The 25,207-nt window shown below is 46.7% G+C and carries 31 protein-coding genes and 1 pseudogene; 31 read left to right on the plus strand and 1 reads right to left on the minus strand.

The window, feature by feature from the left end; genetic code table 11:
* The first annotated feature begins 204 nt into the window (after positions 1 to 204).
* The 20 genes from MHI55_RS07760 (at position 205) to MHI55_RS07855 (ending at position 14,388) form a co-directional block, all read left to right on the plus strand.
* Positions 205 to 417: a hypothetical protein gene (locus tag MHI55_RS07760; RefSeq protein ID WP_339188366.1), complete on the plus strand. Its 213-nt coding sequence runs from the start codon at positions 205 to 207 to the stop codon at positions 415 to 417.
* A gap of 114 nt (positions 418 to 531) precedes the next feature.
* Positions 532 to 1,257, plus strand: coding sequence for a BC1881 family protein (locus MHI55_RS07765; RefSeq protein ID WP_340389554.1), 726 nt, complete (start codon positions 532 to 534; stop codon positions 1,255 to 1,257).
* A 28-nt stretch (positions 1,258 to 1,285) separates the two neighbouring features.
* Positions 1,286 to 1,447, plus strand: coding sequence for a hypothetical protein (locus MHI55_RS07770; protein ID WP_339306528.1), 162 nt, complete (start codon positions 1,286 to 1,288; stop codon positions 1,445 to 1,447).
* Between the two features lie 15 nt (positions 1,448 to 1,462).
* Positions 1,463 to 1,927, plus strand: coding sequence for a terminase small subunit (locus MHI55_RS07775; protein ID WP_340389556.1), 465 nt, complete (start codon positions 1,463 to 1,465; stop codon positions 1,925 to 1,927).
* Positions 1,833 to 3,374, plus strand: coding sequence for a phage terminase large subunit (terL, locus tag MHI55_RS07780; RefSeq protein ID WP_340389558.1), 1,542 nt, complete (start codon positions 1,833 to 1,835; stop codon positions 3,372 to 3,374). The genes MHI55_RS07775 and terL overlap by 95 nt, the downstream gene beginning before the upstream one ends.
* Before the next feature lie 16 nt (positions 3,375 to 3,390).
* Complete coding sequence (locus MHI55_RS07785) at positions 3,391 to 3,534, plus strand: hypothetical protein (RefSeq protein ID WP_339188358.1); 144 nt, start codon at positions 3,391 to 3,393, stop codon at positions 3,532 to 3,534.
* Entirely contained in the window at positions 3,531 to 3,788 is a 258-nt protein-coding gene (locus MHI55_RS07790) for a hypothetical protein (RefSeq protein WP_340389561.1), read from the plus strand. Before MHI55_RS07785 ends, MHI55_RS07790 begins: the two co-directional genes overlap by 4 nt.
* Positions 3,789 to 3,792: 4 nt before the next feature.
* Positions 3,793 to 5,715: a hypothetical protein gene (locus MHI55_RS07795; protein ID WP_340389563.1), complete on the plus strand. Its 1,923-nt coding sequence runs from the start codon at positions 3,793 to 3,795 to the stop codon at positions 5,713 to 5,715.
* A complete protein-coding gene (locus MHI55_RS07800) occupies positions 5,712 to 5,957 on the plus strand; it encodes a hypothetical protein (RefSeq protein ID WP_076249647.1) in 246 nt (81 codons plus the stop codon). The genes MHI55_RS07795 and MHI55_RS07800 overlap by 4 nt, the downstream gene beginning before the upstream one ends.
* A gap of 13 nt (positions 5,958 to 5,970) precedes the next feature.
* Positions 5,971 to 6,240, plus strand: a complete 270-nt coding sequence (locus MHI55_RS07805; protein WP_340389565.1) for a hypothetical protein — start codon at positions 5,971 to 5,973, stop codon at positions 6,238 to 6,240.
* A 140-nt stretch (positions 6,241 to 6,380) separates the two neighbouring features.
* On the plus strand, positions 6,381 to 7,259 hold the full coding sequence (locus MHI55_RS07810) for a hypothetical protein (protein ID WP_340389567.1): 879 nt from the start codon (positions 6,381 to 6,383) through the stop codon (positions 7,257 to 7,259).
* Positions 7,260 to 7,269: 10 nt separating this feature from the next.
* Positions 7,270 to 7,719 (plus strand): hypothetical protein, encoded by a 450-nt coding sequence (locus MHI55_RS07815; RefSeq protein WP_076249644.1) that lies wholly within the window; start codon positions 7,270 to 7,272, stop codon positions 7,717 to 7,719.
* Positions 7,720 to 7,734: 15 nt separating this feature from the next.
* Positions 7,735 to 8,628, plus strand: coding sequence for a Mu-like prophage major head subunit gpT family protein (locus MHI55_RS07820; protein WP_340389569.1), 894 nt, complete (start codon positions 7,735 to 7,737; stop codon positions 8,626 to 8,628).
* Positions 8,629 to 8,639: 11 nt separating this feature from the next.
* A complete protein-coding gene (locus MHI55_RS07825) occupies positions 8,640 to 8,942 on the plus strand; it encodes a hypothetical protein (RefSeq protein ID WP_340389571.1) in 303 nt (100 codons plus the stop codon).
* Between the two features lie 5 nt (positions 8,943 to 8,947).
* Entirely contained in the window at positions 8,948 to 9,139 is a 192-nt protein-coding gene (locus MHI55_RS07830; protein WP_340389573.1) for a hypothetical protein, read from the plus strand.
* 45 nt (positions 9,140 to 9,184) lie between these two features.
* Positions 9,185 to 10,867: a right-handed parallel beta-helix repeat-containing protein gene (locus tag MHI55_RS07835; RefSeq protein WP_340389575.1), complete on the plus strand. Its 1,683-nt coding sequence runs from the start codon at positions 9,185 to 9,187 to the stop codon at positions 10,865 to 10,867.
* 11 nt (positions 10,868 to 10,878) lie between these two features.
* Positions 10,879 to 11,571 (plus strand): hypothetical protein, encoded by a 693-nt coding sequence (locus MHI55_RS07840; RefSeq protein ID WP_340389577.1) that lies wholly within the window; start codon positions 10,879 to 10,881, stop codon positions 11,569 to 11,571.
* Complete coding sequence (locus tag MHI55_RS07845; RefSeq protein WP_340389579.1) at positions 11,572 to 12,966, plus strand: hypothetical protein; 1,395 nt, start codon at positions 11,572 to 11,574, stop codon at positions 12,964 to 12,966.
* 11 nt (positions 12,967 to 12,977) lie between these two features.
* Positions 12,978 to 13,754: a hypothetical protein gene (locus MHI55_RS07850; protein WP_340389581.1), complete on the plus strand. Its 777-nt coding sequence runs from the start codon at positions 12,978 to 12,980 to the stop codon at positions 13,752 to 13,754.
* Between the two features lie 49 nt (positions 13,755 to 13,803).
* Entirely contained in the window at positions 13,804 to 14,388 is a 585-nt protein-coding gene (locus tag MHI55_RS07855) for a hypothetical protein (RefSeq protein WP_340389583.1), read from the plus strand.
* A gap of 143 nt (positions 14,389 to 14,531) precedes the next feature.
* On the opposite strand, the gene MHI55_RS07860 is transcribed toward MHI55_RS07855, so the two are convergent.
* Complete coding sequence (locus tag MHI55_RS07860) at positions 14,532 to 14,993, minus strand: helix-turn-helix domain-containing protein (protein WP_340389585.1); 462 nt, start codon at positions 14,991 to 14,993, stop codon at positions 14,532 to 14,534.
* Between the two features lie 99 nt (positions 14,994 to 15,092).
* Between MHI55_RS07860 and MHI55_RS07865 the strand changes: the two genes are divergently transcribed.
* The 11 genes and pseudogenes from MHI55_RS07865 to MHI55_RS07915 all read left to right on the plus strand — a co-directional run.
* On the plus strand, positions 15,093 to 15,305 hold the full coding sequence (locus MHI55_RS07865) for a helix-turn-helix transcriptional regulator (RefSeq protein WP_340389587.1): 213 nt from the start codon (positions 15,093 to 15,095) through the stop codon (positions 15,303 to 15,305).
* Between the two features lie 66 nt (positions 15,306 to 15,371).
* Positions 15,372 to 15,632: a hypothetical protein gene (locus MHI55_RS07870; protein WP_340389589.1), complete on the plus strand. Its 261-nt coding sequence runs from the start codon at positions 15,372 to 15,374 to the stop codon at positions 15,630 to 15,632.
* A 2-nt stretch (positions 15,633 to 15,634) separates the two neighbouring features.
* On the plus strand, positions 15,635 to 16,462 hold the full coding sequence (locus tag MHI55_RS07875; RefSeq protein WP_340389591.1) for a hypothetical protein: 828 nt from the start codon (positions 15,635 to 15,637) through the stop codon (positions 16,460 to 16,462).
* Positions 16,463 to 17,098: 636 nt separating this feature from the next.
* Positions 17,099 to 18,694, plus strand: a complete 1,596-nt coding sequence (locus MHI55_RS07880) for a hypothetical protein (RefSeq protein ID WP_340389593.1) — start codon at positions 17,099 to 17,101, stop codon at positions 18,692 to 18,694.
* 107 nt (positions 18,695 to 18,801) lie between these two features.
* Positions 18,802 to 19,086: a transglycosylase SLT domain-containing protein gene (locus MHI55_RS07885; protein WP_340389595.1), complete on the plus strand. Its 285-nt coding sequence runs from the start codon at positions 18,802 to 18,804 to the stop codon at positions 19,084 to 19,086.
* A gap of 18 nt (positions 19,087 to 19,104) precedes the next feature.
* Positions 19,105 to 22,689, plus strand: coding sequence for an LPD38 domain-containing protein (locus MHI55_RS07890; protein WP_340389597.1), 3,585 nt, complete (start codon positions 19,105 to 19,107; stop codon positions 22,687 to 22,689).
* Between the two features lie 101 nt (positions 22,690 to 22,790).
* The gene (locus tag MHI55_RS07895; protein ID WP_340389599.1) at positions 22,791 to 23,060 is read left to right on the plus strand and encodes a hypothetical protein; all 270 of its coding nucleotides are present in this window, start codon (positions 22,791 to 22,793) and stop codon (positions 23,058 to 23,060) included.
* Between the two features lie 214 nt (positions 23,061 to 23,274).
* Entirely contained in the window at positions 23,275 to 24,150 is an 876-nt protein-coding gene (locus tag MHI55_RS07900; protein WP_340389601.1) for an N-acetylmuramoyl-L-alanine amidase, read from the plus strand.
* Between the two features lies 1 nt (position 24,151).
* Positions 24,152 to 24,496, plus strand: a complete 345-nt coding sequence (locus tag MHI55_RS07905; RefSeq protein WP_340389603.1) for a phage holin, LLH family — start codon at positions 24,152 to 24,154, stop codon at positions 24,494 to 24,496.
* Positions 24,497 to 24,560: 64 nt separating this feature from the next.
* Entirely contained in the window at positions 24,561 to 24,734 is a 174-nt protein-coding gene (locus tag MHI55_RS07910; protein WP_340389605.1) for a hypothetical protein, read from the plus strand.
* 59 nt (positions 24,735 to 24,793) lie between these two features.
* Positions 24,794 to 25,198 (plus strand): annotated as a pseudogene (locus MHI55_RS07915) (CpaF family protein); the annotation flags it as partial.
* Positions 25,199 to 25,207 lie beyond the last annotated feature (9 nt).

The raw sequence follows: 25,207 nt of genomic DNA on the forward strand, positions 1-25,207 counted from the left end.
TAGTAACATAGGGAACGGATGATAAGCGCCGATAGCTGTATGCGCAGTCGTCGTTTACAACGTTCCTTCCTTGCATGCCAAAACTGAATGCGACCGTAACGCACGGGACTCGCTCCCCGCACGATTGAGTGCAACATTACGGATAGAGAGTGACGGTCAAGCGCCGTTGCTCTTTTTGTTTTATAACAACGAGGAGGTTAATTAATGGACTTTGGATCTGCGTTTGCTCAGGTTAAAACAGGTAAAGGTATGAGATTACCGCAATGGCAACCGGATGTTGTGATTCGCGCACAGTATCCAGATGAACACAGTAAGATGACGGCTCCATATTTGTACGTGGAAAGCCGCTTTGGGCGAGTGCCTTGGAAAGAAACAATGATTGAACTGTTTGCAGAGAATTGGGAAGTTGTAGAGTAGTATGCGCCTGCGGGCGCTTTTGCATTTGCGGCATAGCCGCCATCGAGACGACCGCATTACCCAGCGAAGCGAGGGCCGTATAGGGTTGGGTCATTAAGAGGAGGGATAACACATATGAAACTACACAAAGACGGAACATTAGAGGGTACACCACAGGAGATAGCGGAGTATAACGGGTTAGCGGTTGGAGAGAGTGAACGATGCCGACTAATCAATAAACTACACGAACTTAACAAAAGAGCATGCGCAGCTACAAGTAGCACACAACATGAAGAAATCATGCGTGAAGCGAACGAGGTAAGAAATAGGATGAAGTCTCTGGAAGAAAAATCTGCAATAGAAGGCGTGTATGAAGAGATTGGGAATCCATTTTTGGGCGCATTGAAACGTGCACAGACCCTAGCAGGAGTGAAGGTTACATCGAATGAATGGGGAGAAGTAGTACCTGTACAAGAGAAAACATTGGCCGAACATAATAAAAGAACAACAACAGCCTTGTATAAAGTGTTTTTGTTTAACGATGATTTTTATGACATTCGTCTTTGCCCTTCAGATGCTGAGAAGAGAGAAGAAGGAATATGCGTTGTCACTCTTCGAGATCAAGAAGATGCATATAAGGTATGTAATGCATTGAACGCAGAGTTGATCAGGGGAGGGAAGGTAAACGATATGGAATTGAGTCAATACAGCACAATGGAACTATCAGAGGAACTGAGTCGTCGTGAAGGAGTAAGAGTAGTCAACTTTGAGCCGCACGAGCCATTCAGAGTATGGGACGATACAAACAATGAAGGAATCAAGTGTACAGGACCAGCAACCATACTGATCAACCAAGACTAACAGGGGAGTAGAGAGGAAGGTGATACCCATGGATGCTCATCAATGTAATGGGTTGAAAGATGCAGTATTTGTTCAGGGTATCGCGCATGATATTGATAAAGATGGGTCAGATGAATGGAGCATGAATATTGAGAATGAGTATTTCGAAACCATCTCATTTTGTCCGTTCTGTGGCACCAAGTTGGAATAGAGAGGAGATGAGACCATGGCAGACTTGAGACCGCAGATCATGCTGTTTGTGACTGAGTACATCAAGAACGGCGGCAATGGAACGGCTGCTGCTATTGCTGCTGGATATAGTGAGAAGTCAGCATACAGCCAAGCGAGTAGATTGCTAAAAAGTGTTGAAGTTCAACAATATCTTAACAATACTCAACAAAGTATTAACAAGGACTTGCGTTTAATGTTCGCTGAGGACGCTGTTAAGGCATATAACGTGCTGCTAGAGATCATGCAGAGTCCGAACGCGGTGGACAAGGATAGGCTGGTTGCGGCAAGGGATTTGCTGGACCGTGCAGGATACAAACCAATTGATCGAGTACAGGCAGATGTACAAGGTGAGGTGAACCATCAACATGAGTACATTGTCGAGCAAACCATCACGACAGACCCAGAAAGCGCCGAGCTTCTTAAACAACTCTGGAAGCGACAAACCAGTACCGCTCAGTAGGCAGTTTGAGATCCTAGCCAAGCATGACTTCAGCTTCTTCATGGACTTCGACAGCGATGGACGGGACGCAGACGGAAAGCATCTGGACGTACTGGACAGAGCACTGATGGATGTATCTGAGGGCAAGATCAAGCGTCTGATCGTAACAATGCCACCACGTCATGGGAAGTCCGAGCGAGTGAGCAAGAAGTTCCCTGTGTGGCATATAGGGAGAAATCCAAACGATGAGATCATACTGGCGTCATATGCATTATCACTCAGCCGGGACAACAATAGGATTGCACGAGACACGTTCATGGACCGATCGGGTCTATTTGGCGTTTCTATATCTGGTGCCAGGCAATCCGCAGAGTCATGGGGCATAGAAGGCTACCGTGGCGGAGTAAATGCTGCTGGTGTGGGTGGTCCAATCACAGGTAAGGGTGCACGGATAGCGATCATTGATGACCCGTTGAAGAATGCTGAGGAAGCCAATAGTGAGGTTGTACGTGAGAGTTTATGGAGTTGGTACACATCAACACTGTACACGCGGTTAACGCCAGATGGACGCATTATCGTGGTTATGACGCGATGGCATGAGGACGACTTGGTGGGGCGGTTGTTGAAAAAGGAAGCCGACGAGATTAAAGCAGGAACACATGAGGGCGAGCGTTGGACGGTAATCAACTTCCCAGCAGTAGCTGAAGAGGATGATTACTTGGGTCGTAAACCTGGAGAGGCGCTATGGCCGGAGTTTGGTTTTGATGTCCAGCGTCTGAGACAGATTAAGTCCGACGTTGGCTCATATGTATTCAATGCGTTGTACCAGCAGAGGCCTACAGCTGCTGAGGGTGCGATGATTAAACGTCACTGGTGGCAGTACTACGAAACTGATCCCGAGTACATGCAGTTCGATGAGATCATTCAATCTTGGGACTGCACATTCAAGGATTCAGACGGAAGTGACTTCGTGGTTGGTCAGGTATGGGGCTGCAAGGGAGCAGACAAGTACTTGCTTGATCAGATCCGTGACCGGATGGACATCAACCAAACGATGGATGCCATTCGTAATATGACGAACAAGTGGCCCAAAGCGCGCTTGAAGCTGATCGAGGACAAGGCGAATGGGCCAGCAATCATCCAGATGATGAACAAGAAGATCGGCGGTCTGGTGCCGATCAGCCCACGAGACAGCAAGATTGCACGTGTATCCACCATTGTGCCAGATATCGAAGCTGGTAATGCGTATCTGCCAGCCAATAAGCCATGGGTGCAGGACTTCGTGGAAGAGTGTGCTTCGTTCCCTAAAGGTGCGAATGACGACATGGTTGACTCCATGAGCCAAGCGCTGAACAGATGGGCACTCAAGACGGTACATGGTAAGAGCGAGAAACCGCAGGGTCACTACTACGGTTCAGAGCTGGAAGACATGGGATACAAATCTACCGGGATACGGAAGGTGAAATGATATGGAGAAATGTCCAATGTGCAAAAGCACATCCATTAAACGTGCGCGTAACGACAGCGGGTTCTTCAAGGCTGACGGAATTAAGCCGATTCGAACATACAACTACCGCTGTGATACATGCGGATTTGTAGCTGCTTATGCGAAGGAGGAAGCGAAATGATGTATGCAGGGGTGCTACTGGTCGGCATGGTGTGCGGATACCTGATGTGTTACTTGGCGCAGCGTCCACGTCCTCCTGAACGAGTGCAACATGAGGATAAAGAGATTGTGGTCAAACGGAACAAACCAAGCATGAGAAGCCCGTTACGTACGACTCAGGTGAAATATGACAAGTACAAGACGCGTGACAGTGGGCTGTATGCACCGGTTAAGCCGAAGGTGAGTCGCAAGGATGAATTCGAGGTTGGGAGGTGAGTAGATGGCTGAACTAAAAGACGGAGCGTTTAAACTTAACACGGACAAGGAAGACCGCCGAACCGATGTGATGGATGAAGCGGAGTGTAAGCTGGCAGATAAGTTGTTGGGATGGTACCGCAGTGCCTGGAACGACAAGGACAACCGTGGACTGTTCGATAAGTGGGAAACCATTGATCTGTACTGGGAAGGCGACGCTAACGAGCCGGAGAGCGACACAGACCCAGCCAGTAACACGAACATCATCAACCCGAACGTTGAGGGACAGGTTGCCTACCTGATCGAGCAGAACATATCTGTGCAGACCAAGGGACGAGGACCAAGTGACGTTCCGTTTGCAGACATGGCACGGATCGTGCTGGAGTTCGTGAAGGATCAGAACAAGATGCGCCGCAAGCTAGACGTGCATGAGCGCAGACGACAGAAGTTTGGTACGGGTATCTTCCGGGTGCTGTTCGATCCTGACAAACTAGATGGTATGGGCCTACCATGTGTGGAGCCTTGCAACCCTGCATACGTGTTCCCTGACCCGAACATCACAGATATATACAAGACCAACGAGGGGCGCTTTATGATCGAGGTCATGAACAAGTCCATCAGTTGGGCTCGTGAGTCTGGAATGTACGATGAGAACCGTGTAGGTGCCATTGACCCAGGGTACGAGCCGATGGAAACAGGCATGATCTTTGGTGAGGATGAGGGAGACACAGACACCGTAAGTCATGACCACTACCTACACATGCTGGTGTGGTTCAGGGACAAGGTGAAAGTGAAGTCAGAGGATGAAGACGAGGATAGCAAGGAATACGAATGGCGCATGCGACTGGTGGAGATGTCCGGTTGCGGCGTCATTTTGCGTGATACGAAGGAAGATGAAGATTATTTCGTCATTCCGGGCAATCGCTATCCATACTTCTTCACACCAGACATGTACCGTGAAGGCACTGTATGGGCCAAGGGTACAGCCGAAATGTTGATTGATACACAAGACTTGGTCAACGACATTGATGACCAGATTCGAATCAACGCACGCCTGACGGGTAACCCGCAGCGTTGGGTCAATACAGCAAGCCGTGTAGACCCAGACAAGGTAACGAACGAAGGTGGATTGGTCATACCGACAGACACTCCAGGTGGAGAAGCTATGGGGTTCTTCCAACCACCGGGCATGCCTAACTACATCATCGAGCGCAGAAACTTGTCTCTAACCACCGAACGACAGCTTGTAACGCGATTTGGTGACCAGCAGACGGGCGTTAAGCAACAAGGTGTAGACACGGCTACCGAAGCCCTTGCGATCCAACAGGGAGCCAATGCGGGCGTCACACACAAGAAGATGTTACTGGAAGAGACGCTGAGTGACATGTTCGAGTACATTCTAGAATTGTGCATGGAGTACTGGGACGAGGAACAAGCTTTCCGGGTGACGGAGCGAGAAGATGATTTCGAATTCTTCCGCCCGTCTGAACTCAAAGAGGTTCCGGTTATGATGCCTGCAACACCTCAGTATCAGACAAATTTCATGAGACACCTGGAAGACATGGGACTTCCTGCGGAAGCTGGACCGCGTTACATGCCATTGATGGATGAAACGGGAAATAACAAGCAAACCAAGAAGGCCGCCTTTGACGTGTCTATCACCGTGGGTGCTGGATTGCCAAGCAACAAAGGATTCGTATACACGCTGATCAACGAGGCACACACCAAAGGCGTGTTGTCAAACGCCACGTATGCCAAACTACTGCGCGAGTATGCAGGTTTGCCAATATCAGATGACGACATCCAAGCGCTTCAGCCGCCACCACCTCAGCCAGGAATGGCAGATGGAGGACAACAGATGGGCAATCCGCTGATTCAAGGACTTGGTCCAGGCGGAGCACCAATGCAACCAGGTAACAGCGTACCAACAGGAGGGATGGCAATATGATTATACGTAGCGTAGGCATAGACCAGTTTAAACAACATGCCGCATCTCACCCGATGATCGGTAGGCACGGTGGGGCTAACTCACACGTGCAACATCCAGTGTGCCCAGCATGCGAGAAGATTGCGCTCAGGGACAAGGGATGGTCGCAGAATCGTAAGGCACGGTGTCCGGCATGTGGTTGGACCGGACGTGCCACGAAGCTGCTGAATGAATACATCGAGGATCAAATGTATCGGAGGTGATGACATGGACCACATGAGAACAACGAAATGCTGCAATCATATATTTACTGCGAAGGACATCAAACCACCGCTGATGAAGCAACAACAGGCGCTGGGTACGAATGATCCACATATCTACGGTGGGAACGCCAAGGTGTTCGCCGCTGCTGAGTGCCCGGAGTGTAACGAGCAGTACATACTCTGGATGAAGCAACAGTCACCCAATTACAAGGTGCTGACCATCAGCAAATCGCAAATGGAACTGGATTTAACAACCAAATCAAAACGAAGCTCTGCCAAATAAGGTAGGGCTTTTCTTATACCCATCTGTAGGGCAGCTACAGGATTCGGTGAGAGCACACCGCCCAAAAAACTTGTGTTATCGGTTCACACGAAAAACCGCATACTCGTGGGCGACACGCTTAAAACGCAGGAGGAACGAACATGAATCACCTGAAAAAGCAATACACAATGGACTTGCAACTTTTTGCTGAGCAGTCCGCTACGGTAGATGGCGAAGAATGGACCATCGATGACGATAGAGAACCTGACTACGCCTCTCTTGACGGGGAGTACGAGGCAGATGAAGAAGGTATCACGATCCCGGATGACGAGGAAGAACAACCTGATCCGGACGATACCGATTCAGATGAAGACCAAGAGGAATCCGACGAGGAGCAGGAGGAATCCGAACCGGATGAACCAGCTACCAAGGGCAAAGGCAAGTCCTCTACAGCCAGTGCAGTAATCGCCGAACGCCGTAAATGGCAAGAGCGCGTGAAGGCAATGGAACGCAAGGCTAACTTGGCTGACAAGATCATGAAGACGTCCGGCGCCGCCTCGGTTGAGGACTTGGAACGCCAGATGGACGGACTCGTGGCACAAAGCTACATTGACCGCGGGTACGACGAACAAACCGCAAGTATGCTGGCCAGTCAACAACGCCGTATGGATGAAATGGAACGCGACATGCGTCAGAAGAGTTTCGACGCAGAGGTTGCATCGCTCAAGTCAGATCCATTCTTCGCGGATATCGAAGACTGGCGTGATGAGTTCGAGCCAATGGCGATCAATACCGGGCAATCGCTGAAAGATGTTTACATGATGCAGCGTGGCCGGGAGCGCATGAAAGAGCACGAGCGAGAGATTGAGCAGCGTATGATTGCCAACCGCACCAAAAAGAGTAAGTCCAAGGTGGATACCACATCTGGTGGAGGCACGCCGAAGAAGCCAACCGGCCCGAAACTTACGCCAGATCAATTGGCTATCGCCAAAGCTGCTGGTGTTAAGCCGGCAGAGTACTACAAATACATGAAAAAGTGAGGGATAACCCATGGCACAACGTGGAGTTTATAAAGGTTCGCTCGATGGTAGCGCACCGATTTACAAGGAAGTTCCCGTCAACGCAAGCCAAAACATCCTGAAAGGATCTGTAGTCGTTAAGGCAACAGGTAAGGCGTCCGTAGCGGCGGCGGCAGCGGCGGCAGGAACCGTATGGGGCGTTGCTGCTCAAGATGTAGCGACAGGAGCAAGCGTAACTGCTGCTGACCTGATCAAGATCGACGTTAACCCGATGAGCGTCTATGAGTTTCCGCATAACACAACCGGAACAAAGACAACCATTGACAAGGCTGATGTTGGTAAGGTGTTTGACTTGGGCGCTAACGCCTTTACGGTCAACCTGGACGACACCACAGGTGGATACTTCGAACTGGTGAACACTGTATCAAACAAACCGAGCCGTGGCGACTTTCTAATCAAGAACCGCATCCAAGTGGTATAAGGGGGAAAATAGACAATGAAACTGACAAGAGATAATTTCCAAGAGCTGCTGACGCCAATCCATAAGAAAATCATTGCTGATGAATACGGGAAGCTTGAACCGCAGTTCGAAAAAGTATTTAAAGTACACGACATGAAGAAGAAGGATGAGTCGTACCCACACATCGGTGCATTCGGCCTGTGGGGCGAGAACACTGAGGGTAACACGATCAATGAAGATGAGATCAACCAAGGTGAGACAGCTCGTTTGGAAGCTCGTCGTTTTGACAAAGGGTATTCAGTTACATGGGAGCTTACGCGTGACGATCTGTATGGTGTACTTGACGGACGTGGTAAAGACGGATCTGCTCGTATGTTGGCACGTGGTTTACGGGCTACTATTGAGACGGATGCAGCGAATGTAATCAATAACGGCTTCACACAGATCGGTTATGACGGAGTGCCATTATTCTCTGCTGCACACACGTTGACTGACTCAGCGATCTTGGGAGACAACCTCATCACTGGTGCGCTCACCCCAGAGAACCTGAAACTGGGACTCACGAAGATGCGGAACCAAGTCAACGAAGCTGGCGTGAAGATCCAATCACGTGCACAACAACTGGTTGCTGGACCTGACAACGAATACACCGCTCGTGAAATCTTGAGATCCACAAACCAAGCGTTCGAAATGTCTAACACCATCAACTCCATTGAAGGTATCACGCCGATTATCTTGGATTACATTGATGGTTCAGCATGGTTCCTGCGTGACCCGTCGTTTGACAACTTGGTATTCGGCTGGCGCGACCGCACGTTCTATGACTCTATGAAGCTGCCTAAGACGGTCGACTTCTTCATGTATGGGTTCGCTCGCTGGGACTGCACACACGTTGACTGGCGCGGTCTGGTTGGAAGCACAGGAGAATAAGGAGGGTTCATATGCCTAAGTTAATCCTAAGTGATGGCAAAACATTGTTCTCGAAGATGGTTGATGACATCCGGGCTACAGTGGATTTTGCCAGTGTCGCTACAGGTGCAGGTGCTACATCCAATAACATTACAGTCCCCGGCGCAATGCTTGGGGATTTTGTGTTGGTGGCACCGTTGATTGATACGCAAGGATTGCAGCTGTTCGGCTGGGTCACTGAAGCAGATAAGGTGAAGATTCGGGTCGTGAACAACACGGGAGCCGATGTGGATCTTGCCAGTGCCCAGTACAATATCAAAGTGGTTAGGGGCTGAGTAGGATGAGGGAAGTCAGATCGCGGTCTGTTGCAGATAGCGCTTCTAAGTCGTCCAAATCGCGCCGGAAGCAACTACCTTATGTGTCGGAGGCTAAGATGCAATCGGACTACACGGACTCTCAGAAGAGATTCTCAGAGACGTTTAATCAGATGCGGGAACGGCTACTGGAAACTGGGGAAATGCAGCAGAAGTAAAGCGGGAGGGTTCGCCCTCCCCTTTTTATTTATGGAGGTGAGACAATGCCAACAACCAGCGAATTAATGAGTCAGAACAATACAAATGCAATGATGAACTACCGTTTGTGGGGTAGCCTCACATATGTAGTTTCAGCATATGACATCTTTCCTGATGGAACAGATGTAACAAATAAACTTCAGGCTTTGGTCAATCTTGCTAACTCCGAAGGACGTAAAGCGATATTTTTCCCGCCAGGAGAATACTTTGTGACATCCATCGTAAACGGGATCAATATAAATTACTTTGGCGACAATGCATCATTTGTTGGTGGTTATGATAGAGTGATTGCACAACTCGGAGAAGGATCAGCCCCTCCAGTAGATCCTGTGTTTGTTGATATTGCAACTTTAGGTGCTGTGGGAGATGGATCTACCGACAATACCAGTATTATACAAGGTGCGATAAATTCAGCTTCATACGGTACGGTCATTTGGATCCCAGTCGGATCGTTCAAAGTATACCAACTTGATATCATAAACAAGCAAGGTATCTGCATTACTGGGTACGGAGAATTAAAAGGCAGTGCGAACACAGCTACAGTTAGTCTAAAAGGCGTCATCAATATCACCGGTTCATCCGACATTACAATTGAAAATATCAACATTAGTGGAGTGTATTCAGGTGCTGATGATCGAGGTATTTGGATTGCTGATTCGCACAACGTAAACGTGCGACAAAACAGGATAACAAATTTCAGCCAAGAGGCAATGTATATTTGGGGCGCTAATGATAGCGTTCAGTCGACGAACCATATTTATGATAACTACATCTACAGCAACAATTTCGGGATAAAGATGGCGATCAATGCGGAGTATTACCACATCCACCGCAACAAAATTATCAATAATACATGGGGCATATATGGGGCTTTTGGTAACTGCAGATTCGATAACAACCAAGTCATCATGAATGGTTATGGTGTGTTCTTGGACGGCAGTTTAGGGTCTAACCCTGACCATACATCCATCAGTGGTAACGTAATAAATCATAACAAAAACATCGGTCTGTACATGGCTAATCTAGTCAATGGTATGCAAGTCGTAGACAATCAGATTCTATCAACTGTTGGCGGATCATGGCCGACCACGGGGTTGTCTCACAGTTTGGTTATGATCAATGTAAAAGACGTCCAAATGGTGGGGAATCGCATCGATGCAGCGACCGGAAGTTATATTTACGTGAATGGACATGTAGAGTGCAGATACGTAGACAACACATTCCATGGCGGGGATTTCCGAGAGATTGCTGCAGGTGGAATTAATACGTATATTGCCAACCGTTATTTGTCTCCATCAACACTCACTTTGCACGCATCAACACCAAAGCCTATCAGACTCGGAGAGATCGAGCAGGGCGTGAGTGTCACAGATATATCTGCATCAGTGGTACCAACGACACTTACCAAACAAAATGGATGGGTTGACGATGCAAGCTACCAACCGCTCATTGCTTGGAAAGGCCCTGACGGCATTGTCCATATTCAAGGGACTGTTACTGGCGGTACAGCCGGAAGCGTTATAGCCCAACTGCCAACAGCATTAAGGCCAACAAAAGCTATTGATTTATCGGGATCAGCAAGCAATGCAGGTACATTTTCGTCAATTCGCGTGTATTCTAATGGCAATGTGCAGCAATTGAGCGGCGGTACAACACTGCTTTCAATCTGTGCATCATTTAGGCCATAGGAGGGAATGAGATGCCAACACTTCAAAAACTACTCAATTCCGTAGACGCCACATATAGAAACTCTTATGCTGTCTCACAAAAAGTGGAATGGATGGACACGACTCAGAAACAAATATTTCAGACGGTTCGCCATGAAGCTCTGCCATATTCGATATCGTTGAGCGCGAATTTCGCATACTACCCGCTTCCTCCCGATTGTGATCCTATGGGGATTAAGCAAGTGGTTATGGAAACCAAAGCGGGAAGAGAGAGATATGATGATCTGAAGTTTGTATCCATAGAATCAAATGAGGATGTGGGCGAATCGTCGAGATTTTACAGCATTGCGTCCAATCAAAACATATTCATCAACCCGTTGCCGAAGTTGGAGGATGAGGGACGAAAGGTGTTTGTGTATTACAACCGGCGCCCTGCTGAACTGACAGCATCCCAACTGGACCGCATTCCTGATCTTGAAGAGGACTTTCAAGAATTACTGGTACTTGGTTGTCTTGAGCGCATCGCCCGGGCTCGTGGTGAATACGACGACAAGAATACATTCGCAGCCGATTACCTTGCCCTACTGAGGGACTATAAGAGTCTTTATCGCACACCGTACCCTGAATACACCAAGCCGCAAGACAAGCTACCCCGCAGACGCGGTCATGTGGCTACCAAGTATGGATATGGGCGGCGCAATGCGGTGTATCCGTGGGGTGAGTAGATGACAATAACCAGAGGAAGACAAACGAAGAAACGTGCCGAAAACAACTTCAGTGGCGGTATCAATCAAGCTATGGATGCATTCGCAATTGGAGACACACAGTCATCGGATGAAATGGGATTCGACACACTGGATACACCATTCGCATCGACAGCGCTCAGTCATCAATCCTATGGCGCTGCCGGTTCAGGGGAAACGCACTTGCTCACCAACTTTGGGAATACCCATCTGGTGAGGATCACAGGAACAACAATGCAGTACAATAGCGCAGGCACAAATTGGACGAACATAGCTGGAACATTCCTGAGCACGAGCTGGGATGCTACAAACTTCGAAGTCGCTGGAGCGCCAGCATTGATTATGACGGATGGCGGCAATGCGCCCCGTTATTGGAACGGTTCAACGCTGGGCACTTTGGGAGGATCTCCGCCAAACGGACGATTCGTCACCAATGATACTGTGCGGGTATGGATGGCAAGGGAAGACATGCTGTACTTCTCTAAATTTCAGGACGCTCAAAACTGGACAGCCACCGAGGATTCCGGGTTCATCCAGTACTACACCGAGCGCGGGGGAGACATTACAGCGCTTAAAAACTTCTATGGCGACAAGTATGTTTGGAAACGTGACTCCATGGCTGTGGTCCAAGGGACGAACTATTATAACTACCGGCTCAAAGAGATATCCAACGATGTTGGATGTATCTGCTTCAAGACGATCCAGGAAGTTGGCGACACCTTAGTCTGGCTGGGTGAAGTGGATGTGTACACCTTCCAAGGTGGTTTCCCGGTGCCAATCGGTGACCCTGTTCGCAAATACTTGAAACGCATCAACCAAAATTACTTGGAAAGATGCAGCGCAGTACATGATGGGGAGCGCTATTACCTCAACCTTGTTTTGGACTCAGCAACCCAGCCGAACATCCGGTTAGTCTACGATACGAGATACAAGATATGGCGTGTGTGCAGCCCGGATGAGCAAATCACATACGGAGTCCGGTTCAAAACAGACACCTACATTGGTAACGCATCAGGTCAGACGTTCAAACTGAACGCCCTGCCTTTGTCTCAATCGTGGTATCTGGTGACTAAACCATTTGATGAAGGTATTGCAGAGGCGGAAAAAGAGTACAAAGAGTTGCACATACAGGGTTACTTCCCGCCAGGAACTACACTGCAAATAAGTTACTCCACATCTGACCGGGTTGATATATTTACAGAGATAACGTTTAATCCGCTAGACAGCAATTCAACATCTGCACAAAATCGAAACCTGATCATTCCACTAGACACCACGCCGTTAACCAACTGGATTCGGTTCAGAATATCCGGCACAGGACAGGCCACTATCTACAACGTTCAACGTTATTTCCGAGTCTGCCGGGTTCAACACTAAGGAGGATAAATATGCCGATACCACAGATCCCACCACTTAACCAAGACGCTGACCTGGAGCAAATCAAAACGTATGTCATTCGTCTGGAGCGCACCCTGAACTTCCTTCTGGAGAATGGGTTGGACAGCGAGAATATGTTTGAAGTAGGCGGTTGGCGCGTCAAGAACGACACATTAGCTTCTAAAGACGGCGATGTGGGCATGACGACTTCGGGTAGCAATCCCGATGACATTCGCCTGTGGGCTGGATCTACCGATCCTGACAACGCACCATGGCGAGTGACGAAAGAAGGCAAGATGTATACGACGGGTGCTGTGATCCAAAGCTCTGATGGGTATCCGCGGGTGGAGATGAATCCAGATGAAAATCTGTTCGGGGCGTACTCAGCCGCGAATAACTATCTCACCATTCAGGCGCTACCGGGTACAGCACAGTCGCCGCAACTTATCATTGCAGGTCCAAGTAGTAACCTAACTATCTTTGTATCTGGACTGGCAGCCTATGTAGGCGCTACTGGAGCTGATGTTAATATAACTACTGATAAGAATATAAGACTTGTCCCAGGAGCCAATATATACGATGTAATTACGCCATTCGATCAATTTAAAGACTCTTCAACGAATCAAACATTACATGTGAAACTGATGGATAAAGCAAACAAAGGATCGCAAACAGGGCCGTCTGGAGCGGCTAATGGAGGAATTGCTCCTGGTACTGTTCTTAGAAAAGCCGATGGTGGAACTGTCACTTGGATGGGGCTTTCTGATCATACACATACCCAAAACTAGCAGCAAATGCTATAATGTTGGCAAAATCTAACACAAGGGTGTGTGCTTGATGAAGAAGATAGTAAAGAACATTAGCTTGGTTCTGGGCGGCGTGGTGCTTGGTGTGGCAATCTCGTTCTCAGGAGAGATTAGTGCAGCAACATCGAAGCTTCTCGGCGGTAAAGTAGGCAAGGTCATGACAGTGACGTTGGACAATAAAAGGATCGGGGAAGCGCCTGTGATTGGTGGTACAAGCTATGTGCCTGTGCGTACCGCGGCGAATGAACTGGGACTGGAGGTTAAGGTGAGCGGTGATGAAATCAAACTGACCACGCCGGAGGAAGTGAGCGAACCGGTAGTGACTACGCCCGTTGAGCAACCAGCAGTAGAAACAGATTCTACTCAGAAGCAGGAATTGAACAACAAGATCGAGGAAGCGAAGCGTAGCATTACTAGTAAAGAGAAATCATTGGAGTTTAAGAGACAACAACTCGTTGACTTCAAAACAGCAGCTGAAGCAGATCCATCAGGCAAAACGCCACTATGGACGATGGTAACTGAAATGCAGAAAGATGTGGACGCTGGACAGAAGTCAGTGGATACACTCAAGGCAGAACTCGCAGATCTCGAAGCTCAACTGGCTGCGTTGAAATAAAAGCGGATTGCGTTACAACGGATTACTCAAAAATGGTACACTGCATATGATAATTGAGAAGAGGACCCCTCAGTTTTGAGGAGTCCTTTTTTGATCAGCTTTTTATTCAGCTTTAGCGGTTTTTAAAAAAGTAGTCTTAATGCCTACTCATCAGTTTTTTTTAAATCCCCTTTTGGGATCGGTTCGTAATTATGGAAAGGAACGTTTCTAATTATTTCTTCTAATCTTGTTTGAAGGCGAAGTCTTTTTTCTATGTGGGTACCTAGAAGTTCATTCAAGCTAGCAAGAATGATTTCGTGTGTCTGTTCACGATAAGCAGGATCGAATATCTGTTTTTGACCAGCATGTATGAGTTCACTAAGTCTATTTATCTCTCGTTTAAGTTCACTTATTTGTCTGGTTTCGGATGTTACACCTATCATGAAATCAACTGACTCACCAAGAAGTGAAGGGAATGAAGCTAGGACTTCTAGGTTGGGTTCGCGATCTCCTTTTTCTATTTTACCGTAGCCCTGTGGGGACATGCCTACATGGTCGGCTACTTGTTTCTGTGTCAAACCAGCTTTCTCTCTTAACCATTTTAGACGCGCGGGAAAAATCTTCAAAATAATTCTCCTCCAGATATTGACTTTGAAACATTTTGGATATATATTGATCTTAAAGGTATCCATAAAAGATACTTTGAAGGGGTGTGAGAAAACAGAATGGCTATTCCGAAAACTAAGCTAGAGATGATTCGAAGACAAAACTTTCTCAGCCAAAAGGAAGTTGCTGAACAGTTGAACATGACTTCGGTAAACTACTCCAAGATTGAACGTGGAGAGCGCAGGCTTACGGTCGATGTTGCCAAGCAGTTGGTCAAGGTATTCAACCTCAACTACATTGATGATCTACTCGATGATGCTAAAGCAAGCTAACCAAACTATCCATTTTGTTTCATTTTACATCGGTAAATTATTTTTTACAAGAAGGAAGGTAGTTACATGGGAGATGTAGTTGCATTGAACAAGGTAGAATCAAAATCGCATTATCAATATGAAAAGATAGAAAGGGTAGAAGGTGTAGACATATCGGAAGATGTAATAGGCAGCTTCACTGATCAGTTGTTTGATTACTTCGGGGTAGATACGAAGGAAGCTATCCGAATCATTGATCTGCTTAAGGAACAACTTGAGGGACTTCACGCAGCTGAACAAAACGGTGAATTGGCAAAATTCCAAGAGAAGTTATCGAAGGGAGAATGAACATGGATAATACGGAACTGTTAGTTGAAAGCAAAACAATGAGGGAGAGTGTAATATCAAGGGTTGAAATTCTTGATAAGGTTAAAAAGTTACACCTTCTTCCTGATGATATCCACTTAACTATTGAATTAGGAGCTAATTACTATGAGGTTCACAAAGATGCCATCGAGAAGGTTATTCGTGAGCACCGAAGAGAACTTGAAGCCGATGGATTGAAATTGATAAGCGGTGAAGCACTTTCCGCCTATAAGGCGGAGACAGGATTTTCCATAAGGGCTGGAAAAGTTATTATTTTCCCTAAAAGGGCATTACTCAGAATTGGAATGCTGTTAAGACACAGTGAGGTTGCAAGACAAGTCAGAACCTACCTTCTAGATAACGGAGTCACTGCTGTTCAGTCTAACATTGTTCAAATACCAACTGAACTAAACCTGCTCGGTCAAATATCAACGGCGATCCAACAATCATACAAAGCAATGGTAGATATGGAACAGCGGATAGTAGAGGCTACCAAAGAGATTAAAGAAACGAAAGAAGAAAACAAGCAGCTCAAATCAGAAATTGATGATGTTAGAAACGGTCTGGTTGATATTAATCTCCCGCTACGAACTCAATTCAACGATGCTGTTAAAGAGTACAAGGGAAAATGCCAGTTGGATTGGAATATCGCCTACAATAACATTTACAAACTACTCGGGAAACAAAATCACGTAAATATTAAGCAAAGAGCAGAAAATCAAGGTAAAAAGCCGATTGAAATTATTGAAGAGTTGAATCTCCTCGTGCCAGCAATTAGATTAGCAAAGACGTTGAGCGGAGTAGCTAGTTAATTACTTTATTGCAAAGCGAAAAAAACGCGCAAATTAATTTGTATATATGAAGCAAAAAAAGTTCCAGTCCAATTATGTTGAGTTATAGTTAAATAAAAGATAAAGTAGATAGACACAGGGAAATAATTGCCACGAATTATTACCGCAGAAATTAAAACCTGTGCTACCATGTATATTACATGAGAGGAGGAAACACGTTGAAATGCAAAAAGAGCAAATAAAAAGAGCCGCTTATAAAAGCGACTCAGCTGTATTGTCACCTAATCATCTTGGCGGGCGATAGGTGACGCAAAATCCGGGGTGTTGCACAATACGTGTAAAAGTTATACGTAAGAACACACATAAATTACACGTGTTGACTATAGTCAACGCAAGTATAACATATACAGCGTATATGCGACTACCCCTCAAAACTGGGGGAAAACATGGAAAGAATAACCTTCACCATGACTCAAGAGAGCATATGTGAAGTGTTGGGAGTAACAAACTCGGAGGGTTTGGACAAACTCATGGACCGTTTATCCCCGCATGACGTAACGCTTGAGGACTTCATATCTACTATTAATAACTTAATCAAGGTTTAACCTAAGGGTGCCCACACGGGTACCCTTTTCTATTACCCAAAGGAGGTGCAACATGGCAGTATATGAGACAACAGGAACCGTGGTTCAGCCTGGCGCAACGGGAGCAAGTGGAGTGGCAAGGCCTCAGAGTACCTCGCCATCGTCAACACAGAACATCATCCAACAATCTCAGCAAGTGCAAAACCCGGTTAACAATAGTCCTTCCAGCGTATACAACATTGGAGTACGTAACGCCTTAAATGGTATGGGCGTGGACAACAACCGGATCGGATTTACCAATGGATATGTGACAATTGACGGGCAGAACGTTATACGTCCTCAAGTGAACGCTGGCGGGAATACGTACACGTCACAAGCAAATCTTAACTCGGTACAGGGACAGGTGAACCAGCTTAACCAATCTAACAGCATTTTGAACCGAGTGATGAACCCACAAGCTACAGTAAACCCGTTTGACACTAGGATTTCGGATGTTCTGACACAGCTCACACAAGGAATCAACAATCCTGCTGCATATGATCCGTATGGGTCTGCAGAGTATGCGGCATACGAAGCACAGGCCCAGCGGAATGCACAGCAGGGTATACGCACCGCGCAAGAGTCGCTTGGCGCATCTGGATTGGGACGTTCATCCATTCTTTCAGACCGCGCGCAGGGTATTCAGAACGATGCGAATGAGTACATGCAGCTACAGGTCATACCTCAATTGATCGCGGCCAATCAAGCGGCAGAACAGCAGAAACTAAGCAATCTATCAAACCTGATGGGCTTAATGTCCAATCAGCAAGCGACGTATGATACACGAGATCAGAATAACTTCAACAATTCATTCAATGCGCTGGGTTATCTTGCAGAACAGAACCAATTGAAACTGGATAATGCCCGGGCTGATGCTGGACTGACAGGTAATTACCTGACTCCGGAAGCCAGAGAGTTGATGAACAGCCTACTTGGACTGAAACAACAAGCTGAGACGAAGGGAATTACGAAGGATGCGCGTGCGGGACTGAGCAGTCAGGCCGATGGTATCCGGGATCAATTGAGTATGTTGGGCGTTGACACATCGCAACTGGGTGCCAATACTTCATATGCAAATGCCAGCAAATCTGGTATTGGTCGAACGATTCAAGGGCAACAGTTGGATTCGCAGAAGCAAGGACAACAGTTCGATCAGGGAATGCAGACAAGACAACAAAACTTCAATGAAGGACAAACTGGGGTGGAGAACCAATTCCGGGATCGGCAGCAGACGTTCAATGAAAATCAAACTGGTGTTGAAAATCAATTCCGTGATAGACAACAGACGTTTAATGAGGGACAAACACAGTGGGAGAATAGCTTTAATAGTACACAGCAAGCATGGGAGAACTCATTCAATCAGGCTAAGTTTGATGAAGACAAACGCCAATATGGCCTCAATCATGCCATTGATGAGGCAGCTCAAAAACTTCGTGAAGATCAGTTCACGTACGATAAAAACACGGATAAGCAGACTAAAAAGGATCTGGAATCAGCATACAAGGGTGAGTTGGCAGACATGATTCTTTCGCAGAACTTGTCAGATGATGAGACGAAGAAGATGCTCAAGAAATATGGGATTACTGATGCAATGATCCAAGAGTACATGGGTAACCCGGGAAACCTGTAAGCCCCACATCCTTCAAGAACGGGACTGGTGGGGCTTATAACAACTACTACAAAGCTGAAAAAGATGCTAAAGCGAATCCTCAAAACTTCTCTATCGCTAGTAATGCTGTGACTAAAGCAATAAAAGAACTTGGATATCCTGAAAGTTGGATACAGCCGGCACTCGAACTGGTTGCCAGGGAATCCAGTTTCAACTCGAATGCGAAGAACGCTAAGTCTACCGCAGCCGGGTTATTTCAGTTTCTGGACAGTACCCGAAAGAATTACGGTGGCAGCTCAGTGAATTGGAATGATCCATACCAGCAATCGGTACAAGGCTTGAAATATGTAAAAGACCGCTACGGCGACCCGGTTAAAGCCCTGCAATTCTGGGATAAAAACAAGTGGTATTAAGATGATGGAGGTGAGGGAATGTCTCTCTATGATGAATATCGGAAGCAAAGAAATCTGAGCAGCAAGTTCCCTTCAAGTACAGGGAGCACTGACACCAAAGAGGTAAGTGTCTACGATCAATATCGGATGGCTAAGGGATATAAGACAGACATGAACAAACTGAAGTCATCTTTACCACCAGCCCTTACACAGCAGGGTCCAGATAGATATATGAATTCCACATTGGGTCGCGCTTTGTCAGGCGATCCTCAAGACGTGGATTTATATCAGCGTGCATCCGGGCTCAAAGTAGATCCTATCCCGTACCAACCAACACAGTATGAGATCAACAAAGAAAAGATTGCCAAAGATGCAGCCACCAGTTCTTTTGCCTCTTCAGTGGCTCCATTTGCAAATTTTATGAACAAAACATTTTATGATAATCCAGTTGGTAATTTCATCACCCGCTTGGGTGGTGCTGCTGGACAAGTAGCTACTGGTACACCAAGTATGGCCCCGGGTGACACCGGGAGTCGTGCTGCTAATGTTACTGCCGATCTAATTGGCGGTGCGTTTGGCGCCCTTACGAATCCATCAACCATTGGTGCACCGGGCATGGGAATGCTTTCAAGCTCCTATAGAACATCCGATGGCCTGTTGAATACCCAACTGGGCATGAAAGCAATTGATAAGATTTCTAAGGCTCCAGGGAAGATTATGAGTGCTGACAAAGCAAGAAGTTTGACGCAGGGAGTGGCTAGGGAATCCATAGCTGGTGCTTTCCAGGGTGGAACCGGATCACTTGCAAGGGGCGAGGATTTCAAAGGCGTTTTAACAGACACTGCTCTCGGAGCTGGCTTGGGTGGTGCGGGGGATCTTGTCTTACGTGGACTTGGGGCAGGTTTTAAAGGTTTAAACTCAACATTACGTAATAAAACAGGGTCCCTTACTGGATCAATCAGAGAAGTAGGCGAAGCTGCACAACCAGGGATGGGTGCATCTGGTCTCGGGAGGAACAGAGATCCTTATGCAGCTGCTGCACTGACTGATACAAAGAGTCAGATCCGCTCCAGAAATAGCGTTGAACTTGGTTCGCCAGGAGGTCTTGCTAACCGTGCTTATACGGCCTTGGTGGATGATCTCAATCCATTGAGACAGTTTGACCGACTCACTGAAAAGGTGCTTGGGCGTAGCCTCAAGGCATCTGAAAGCCCGTATACACTGGCCCTAGGGTCGCGCGGTGCTGATATGACATCCCGACAAATTGTAACAGAAAATCTAGTGGATAGTGCAGGGAATACGATCGGTTCTTCTCTTAAGGACATCATGGGAAAACTGCCGAAAGGAAAGTTCCTGGAGTTTGAGGATTACCTCATTAATAAGCACGCCATTACCCGTTTTGGTCGGGGCGAGAAAGTATTTAGGGATGATCTGAAATGGACGCCTGAAGTGGGAGAAGCGAAGATTTCAAGATACGATGCCGAGAACCCTGAGTTTAAGCAACTTGCTGATGAAATGTATGAATTCAACAATAACATGGTGCAGAAATGGCTTGTTGATACAGGGATTATTTCTCCAGATCAAGCTAAAGCCTGGTCAGAGGTTAACCCGTATTACGTACCGAACAAGCGATATTTTAATGAGCTAGAGAAGACGGGGAAACAGATCGGCGGAGCCAAGGGCAAGGGCTTCAGCGGTAAAAATCCAGTTAAGGGATATCAGAAGGGCGGTTCCCAGAGACCAATCATTAGTCCGATTGAAGCAACAATTGAGAACGTAGATTCTTACGTTAAATCTGCTAAGCGTAATCAGGTTATGCAGCAGTTCGTGAATAACATTCGGCAGTCACCGGATGACTTCCGACCGTTTGCTGAGATCGTGGAGCAACCAGGGAAAATTGATGACATCACAAAACAGTTGCTTGATAACGAAGGTATGGAAGAAGTATTATCACGATTCAGCGATGACTTTAATAAGGCCATTCAGAACACCAAGCTGGATAAGGACAACATTGTTCGGGTGCTGGTAAACGGCGAACCGGTTCATGTGAAAATCAATGATAAGAGTTTATTGCAAGCTGTCACTGCTCTCGGCCCTGATAGTGGCGGATTGTTGCTTGATGCCATTGGATGGGTCACTAATAAAATGAAAATGTTGACCACCGGAGCAAATCCAATTTTTAATATCACAAGGAACTTGTTTAGAGACATACCTCAGGCTTACGTGACCAGTAAGTCTACGAATAACCCTATTCGTTTTGTTGGGGATCTGGCAACGGCTTCTTTGGAAGTGTTCGGAAACAAGGAATTGTACCGTCAGTATACAGCTATGGGTGGTGGTCACTCTTCAGCAGTAGCGGCAAACCGTAACTTATTGGCTCAGAGCAAACGGAGAATACTCCCTCAGGCTCCGCTCAAGAATGCAATTCCAAGAGCGTGGGATGCATTAGAAAACTTTCAGAACATCCTCGAGACAGCCCCGCGTTTGGCTGAGTACAAACGGTTGTCCAATAACGGAACCGGATCACGTGACGATATCTTGAAGGCTCTTTACGAGGCGCAGGATCTGACCACTAATTTCAAGCGAAAAGGTTCGGTGGTCCGTGAACTCGACAAGGTGTTCCCATACATGAATGCAGCCATTCAAGGTATGGATCGATTCGTCCGGATGTATAAAGATAACTGGAAGGCAGCCGGGATCAAATCTATTCTGGCCATAACGATACCGTCTCTTGTGGCGTATGCGGTAAACCATGATGATCCCAATTATCAGAAGCTCAGTAACCGCATCAAGGACCAATTTATTTTAATCCCTAAGGGTGATGGAACCTTTATCCGTATCGCGAAGCCTCAAGAACTGGGTGTGCTGTTTGCTGATATCCCTGAGCGTCTGATGCGTAAGCTACAAGACGAAGATCCAGCGGCGTTCCGTGACTTTGCAGACACCTTGCGGAATAACTTCATGCCACCGGGCCTTCAGTCGTTAACCAAAAAAGGAGCGAGTTTCCCAGACAGAGTCTTGGGTGATACAATCTTCGGTCCGATGACACAGGTAGCTGGTAATAGTAACTATGCAGGAGCACCAATTGTTCCAGGATATCTGTCCAGACTATCGCCTGAATTGCAATCCGATGCACGTACAAGTTCTTTGGCGAAGAACATTGGTGAGATGACGGGCCAATCGCCAAAAGAACTGGATTATATCATGCGGCAGTACACGGGTGTTCTTGGTCAGGTAGGATTGCCTGCAATGTCACCATCCAACCAAGGTGATAACATTTTACAGTCTCTTGGTAACTCATTTGTGCAGAACATGACAGCAGATCCGGTGTATAGCAACGACATCTCAAAAGAGTTCTACAACTATAAGGATCAACTTGACCAGGCGAACTACGACAAAGAATATCGGGATTTCCCAGCTTGGTACAATGATGATTTGCGCAAACAATTCAACCGTATTAATAAAGACATGGGAGCCTTGCGTAAAGAAATGCGGGCACTAGAAGCCAACACAACACTGAATAAGAAGCAAAAGCGTGAGCAGCTACGCACCATGCAACAACAGCTTAATACACTGGCTCAGCAAGGTGTTGATCAAGCAAAAGGAACTGTCCCATATAAGTGATTTTGTGGTAAAATATAATAGTATTGCGGAAGCACCGCATACACCCTAAAAAGGACTCTGGGAAGGCATCCCGGGTCCTTTTACTATTTGAGGTGACCCCTATGATAGAAATGGATGAGGATGAGTATCAGGAATCCGTCGTATCTGACGACACCCTGCACCTCGTATCAATATTTTGCGGCCCGGAAGTAAGAGATAAACTGCTCTATCGGAGAGTGGACGATGTACGACTTCATAGTGGATTTGATTCACACATTATTCAAGAACGGCCTCACCCTATCGAGTTTAGGGGCGGTCGTTTTTTTGATCCTAAAACAGCGGAAAATGAAGGCTCAGCTAAGGAAATTCCTGCCCTGGATGTTCCAGGATGACAACGAAATCAAGGCGTACATGGCGAACCAAATCGTCATCATGCGTAACCAAGAAATCATTATGAAGGGACTGGGGTTGGAACCATGTGTGATCACTTTGAACGAAAAACCGCAGGCTTCAGTAAAGAACTTAAGCAATATTTACTCATCATCTTGGGCGACTATTACTTATGCCCACATTGCAAGAAAATTACCGAGACGGAGGAGATACGCGATGGCAGAAAAGCTAGTAGTTCTTGATCCTGGACACGGTGGTAAAGATCCGGGCGCTTCTGGTCCAACGAAGAAGAGGGAGAAAGACTTCGTACTGACGATGGCATTGAAGGTTGAGGACATCCTGAAAAACGTTCCGAATATAACTGTGTCACTCACAAGACGAACGGATGTATATCTCGAACTTAGTGATCGGGCAAAAGTGGCCAATCGTATGAAGGCTGATTTCTTTGTCTCCATTCACGCAAATTCATTCCTGAGCACGTCACACGGATCGGAAACCTTCTATAAGAAGGACAACAGTAAATCAGCAGCGCAGGTGCTCAACAAAGCAATGGTGGGTGCATCCGGTTTATATGATCGTGGTGTGAAATACGGAAACTTTGCTGTGATCAGAGAAACCACAATGCCATCAGTGCTATTGGAGGTAGGCTTCATATCTAATCCGGAGGAAGAGAAGCTACTGTTTGATACTGCATTCCAGGACCGTGTAGCGCTAGCAATAGCCAAGAGTATCTGTGATTACATGGGTGTGAAGTTCGTGGTTCAACCTGCTCCAACGCCAGGCAAACCAGTACCCGTGTCATATCCAATCATGGAAGTCACAGTACACGCCGAACCGGCACAGAAGTTTGAAGGAATCAATGTAAGTGGTACAACATGGTTGCCATCACGGCCTATTGGAGAGTACCTGGGTGGGAAGATCGGATACAAAAAGGGTCAGGTGACCATCAACGGCACTGCTGTGGAGACGATGAACATTGGTGGAACGGGTTATGTTACGGCTCGTGCGCTTGCTGAGAATGTAGGAGCTCGCCCATTCTGGGACAAAGAGAATCCGACAAAAGTAGATATCTATCCTAAGGAGGCGGTTTAGTATGTGGGAATCCATCTGGACAGCATTTATTGATAAGATTGCGGTGGATCTGGTGACAGTGATTGTGAGTGTGCTGCTTGTGCTGTATGCGATGATTAAAACCAGAGTGTTTTCATGGATTAAAAACGAAATGATCCGTAAGGCAGCCGAAGAAGGGTTTGCGCTGGTTGAACAAAGATTTAAAGATGCTTATCAGGAAGATAAATTTGATCGTGCGTATGCATATACTAGCGAGAAGCTGACCCGTTGGAAGATTAAAGTACCACAGAATGAGATTGAAGCAGCCATTGAAAAAGCTGTAGTGGATTACAACGCACAAAAGGCTGGTGGAAAGATTGCCAGCTAAGAGGAGAGGCCCTGCTATGACGGCAGGGTCTTTTTGCTTTATAATTAACCCTGGAGGTGAAAATATGAGGAATATTGTTGCTCAGTACATATATTTTGATGGTCCAATGAAAGTTGAGAAGGTCATCGGAATTCAGACCGAATTGACCGATGATAAAGAGGTTGAGAAGTTGCTAGAACAGGAAGCGGAGAAAATTGCGAAGACAACAGTTAAGATTACAAATATTCGCGAAGCATAACCAGAATGCACCCACCAATTGGTTGGGTGTTTTTTTGTTATGACTACCATATTGTCTAAGATGGAAGCTTATCAACTGGGCACGCCAATACCATCTCGGACATGATCAGCAGACTCGAAACGATGGTGCTTAGCGGTGCGGATCTTCCTATTGCGGTTGTAAGGCAGCAGATTAGTTCAGCAATCGATATTTTTGTACATCTGTCCCGGCTACGAGACCGCTCACGGCGGGTGACAGAGATTAGTGAAGTGATTGGCATGCAGGACGGTGAGGTTATGCTGAATCCACTGTTTCGTTTCCAGGAACAAGAAGAGCGTGAAGGCAAAATTATTGGCGGGTTAGTGCAGGTTGGAAAGTTGAATCAGGTGGATAAAATTCAGATGGCTGGGCTCGGGGAATGGCTGGATGAATACATAGAACAATATAGTGTTGGAATAGATTCATCAGATAACAACATGAATTAAAGCCATTGG

This window comes from Paenibacillus sp. FSL E2-0151 (genome assembly GCF_037993015.1).
GTDB lineage: Bacteria > Bacillota > Bacilli > Paenibacillales > Paenibacillaceae > Paenibacillus > Paenibacillus amylolyticus.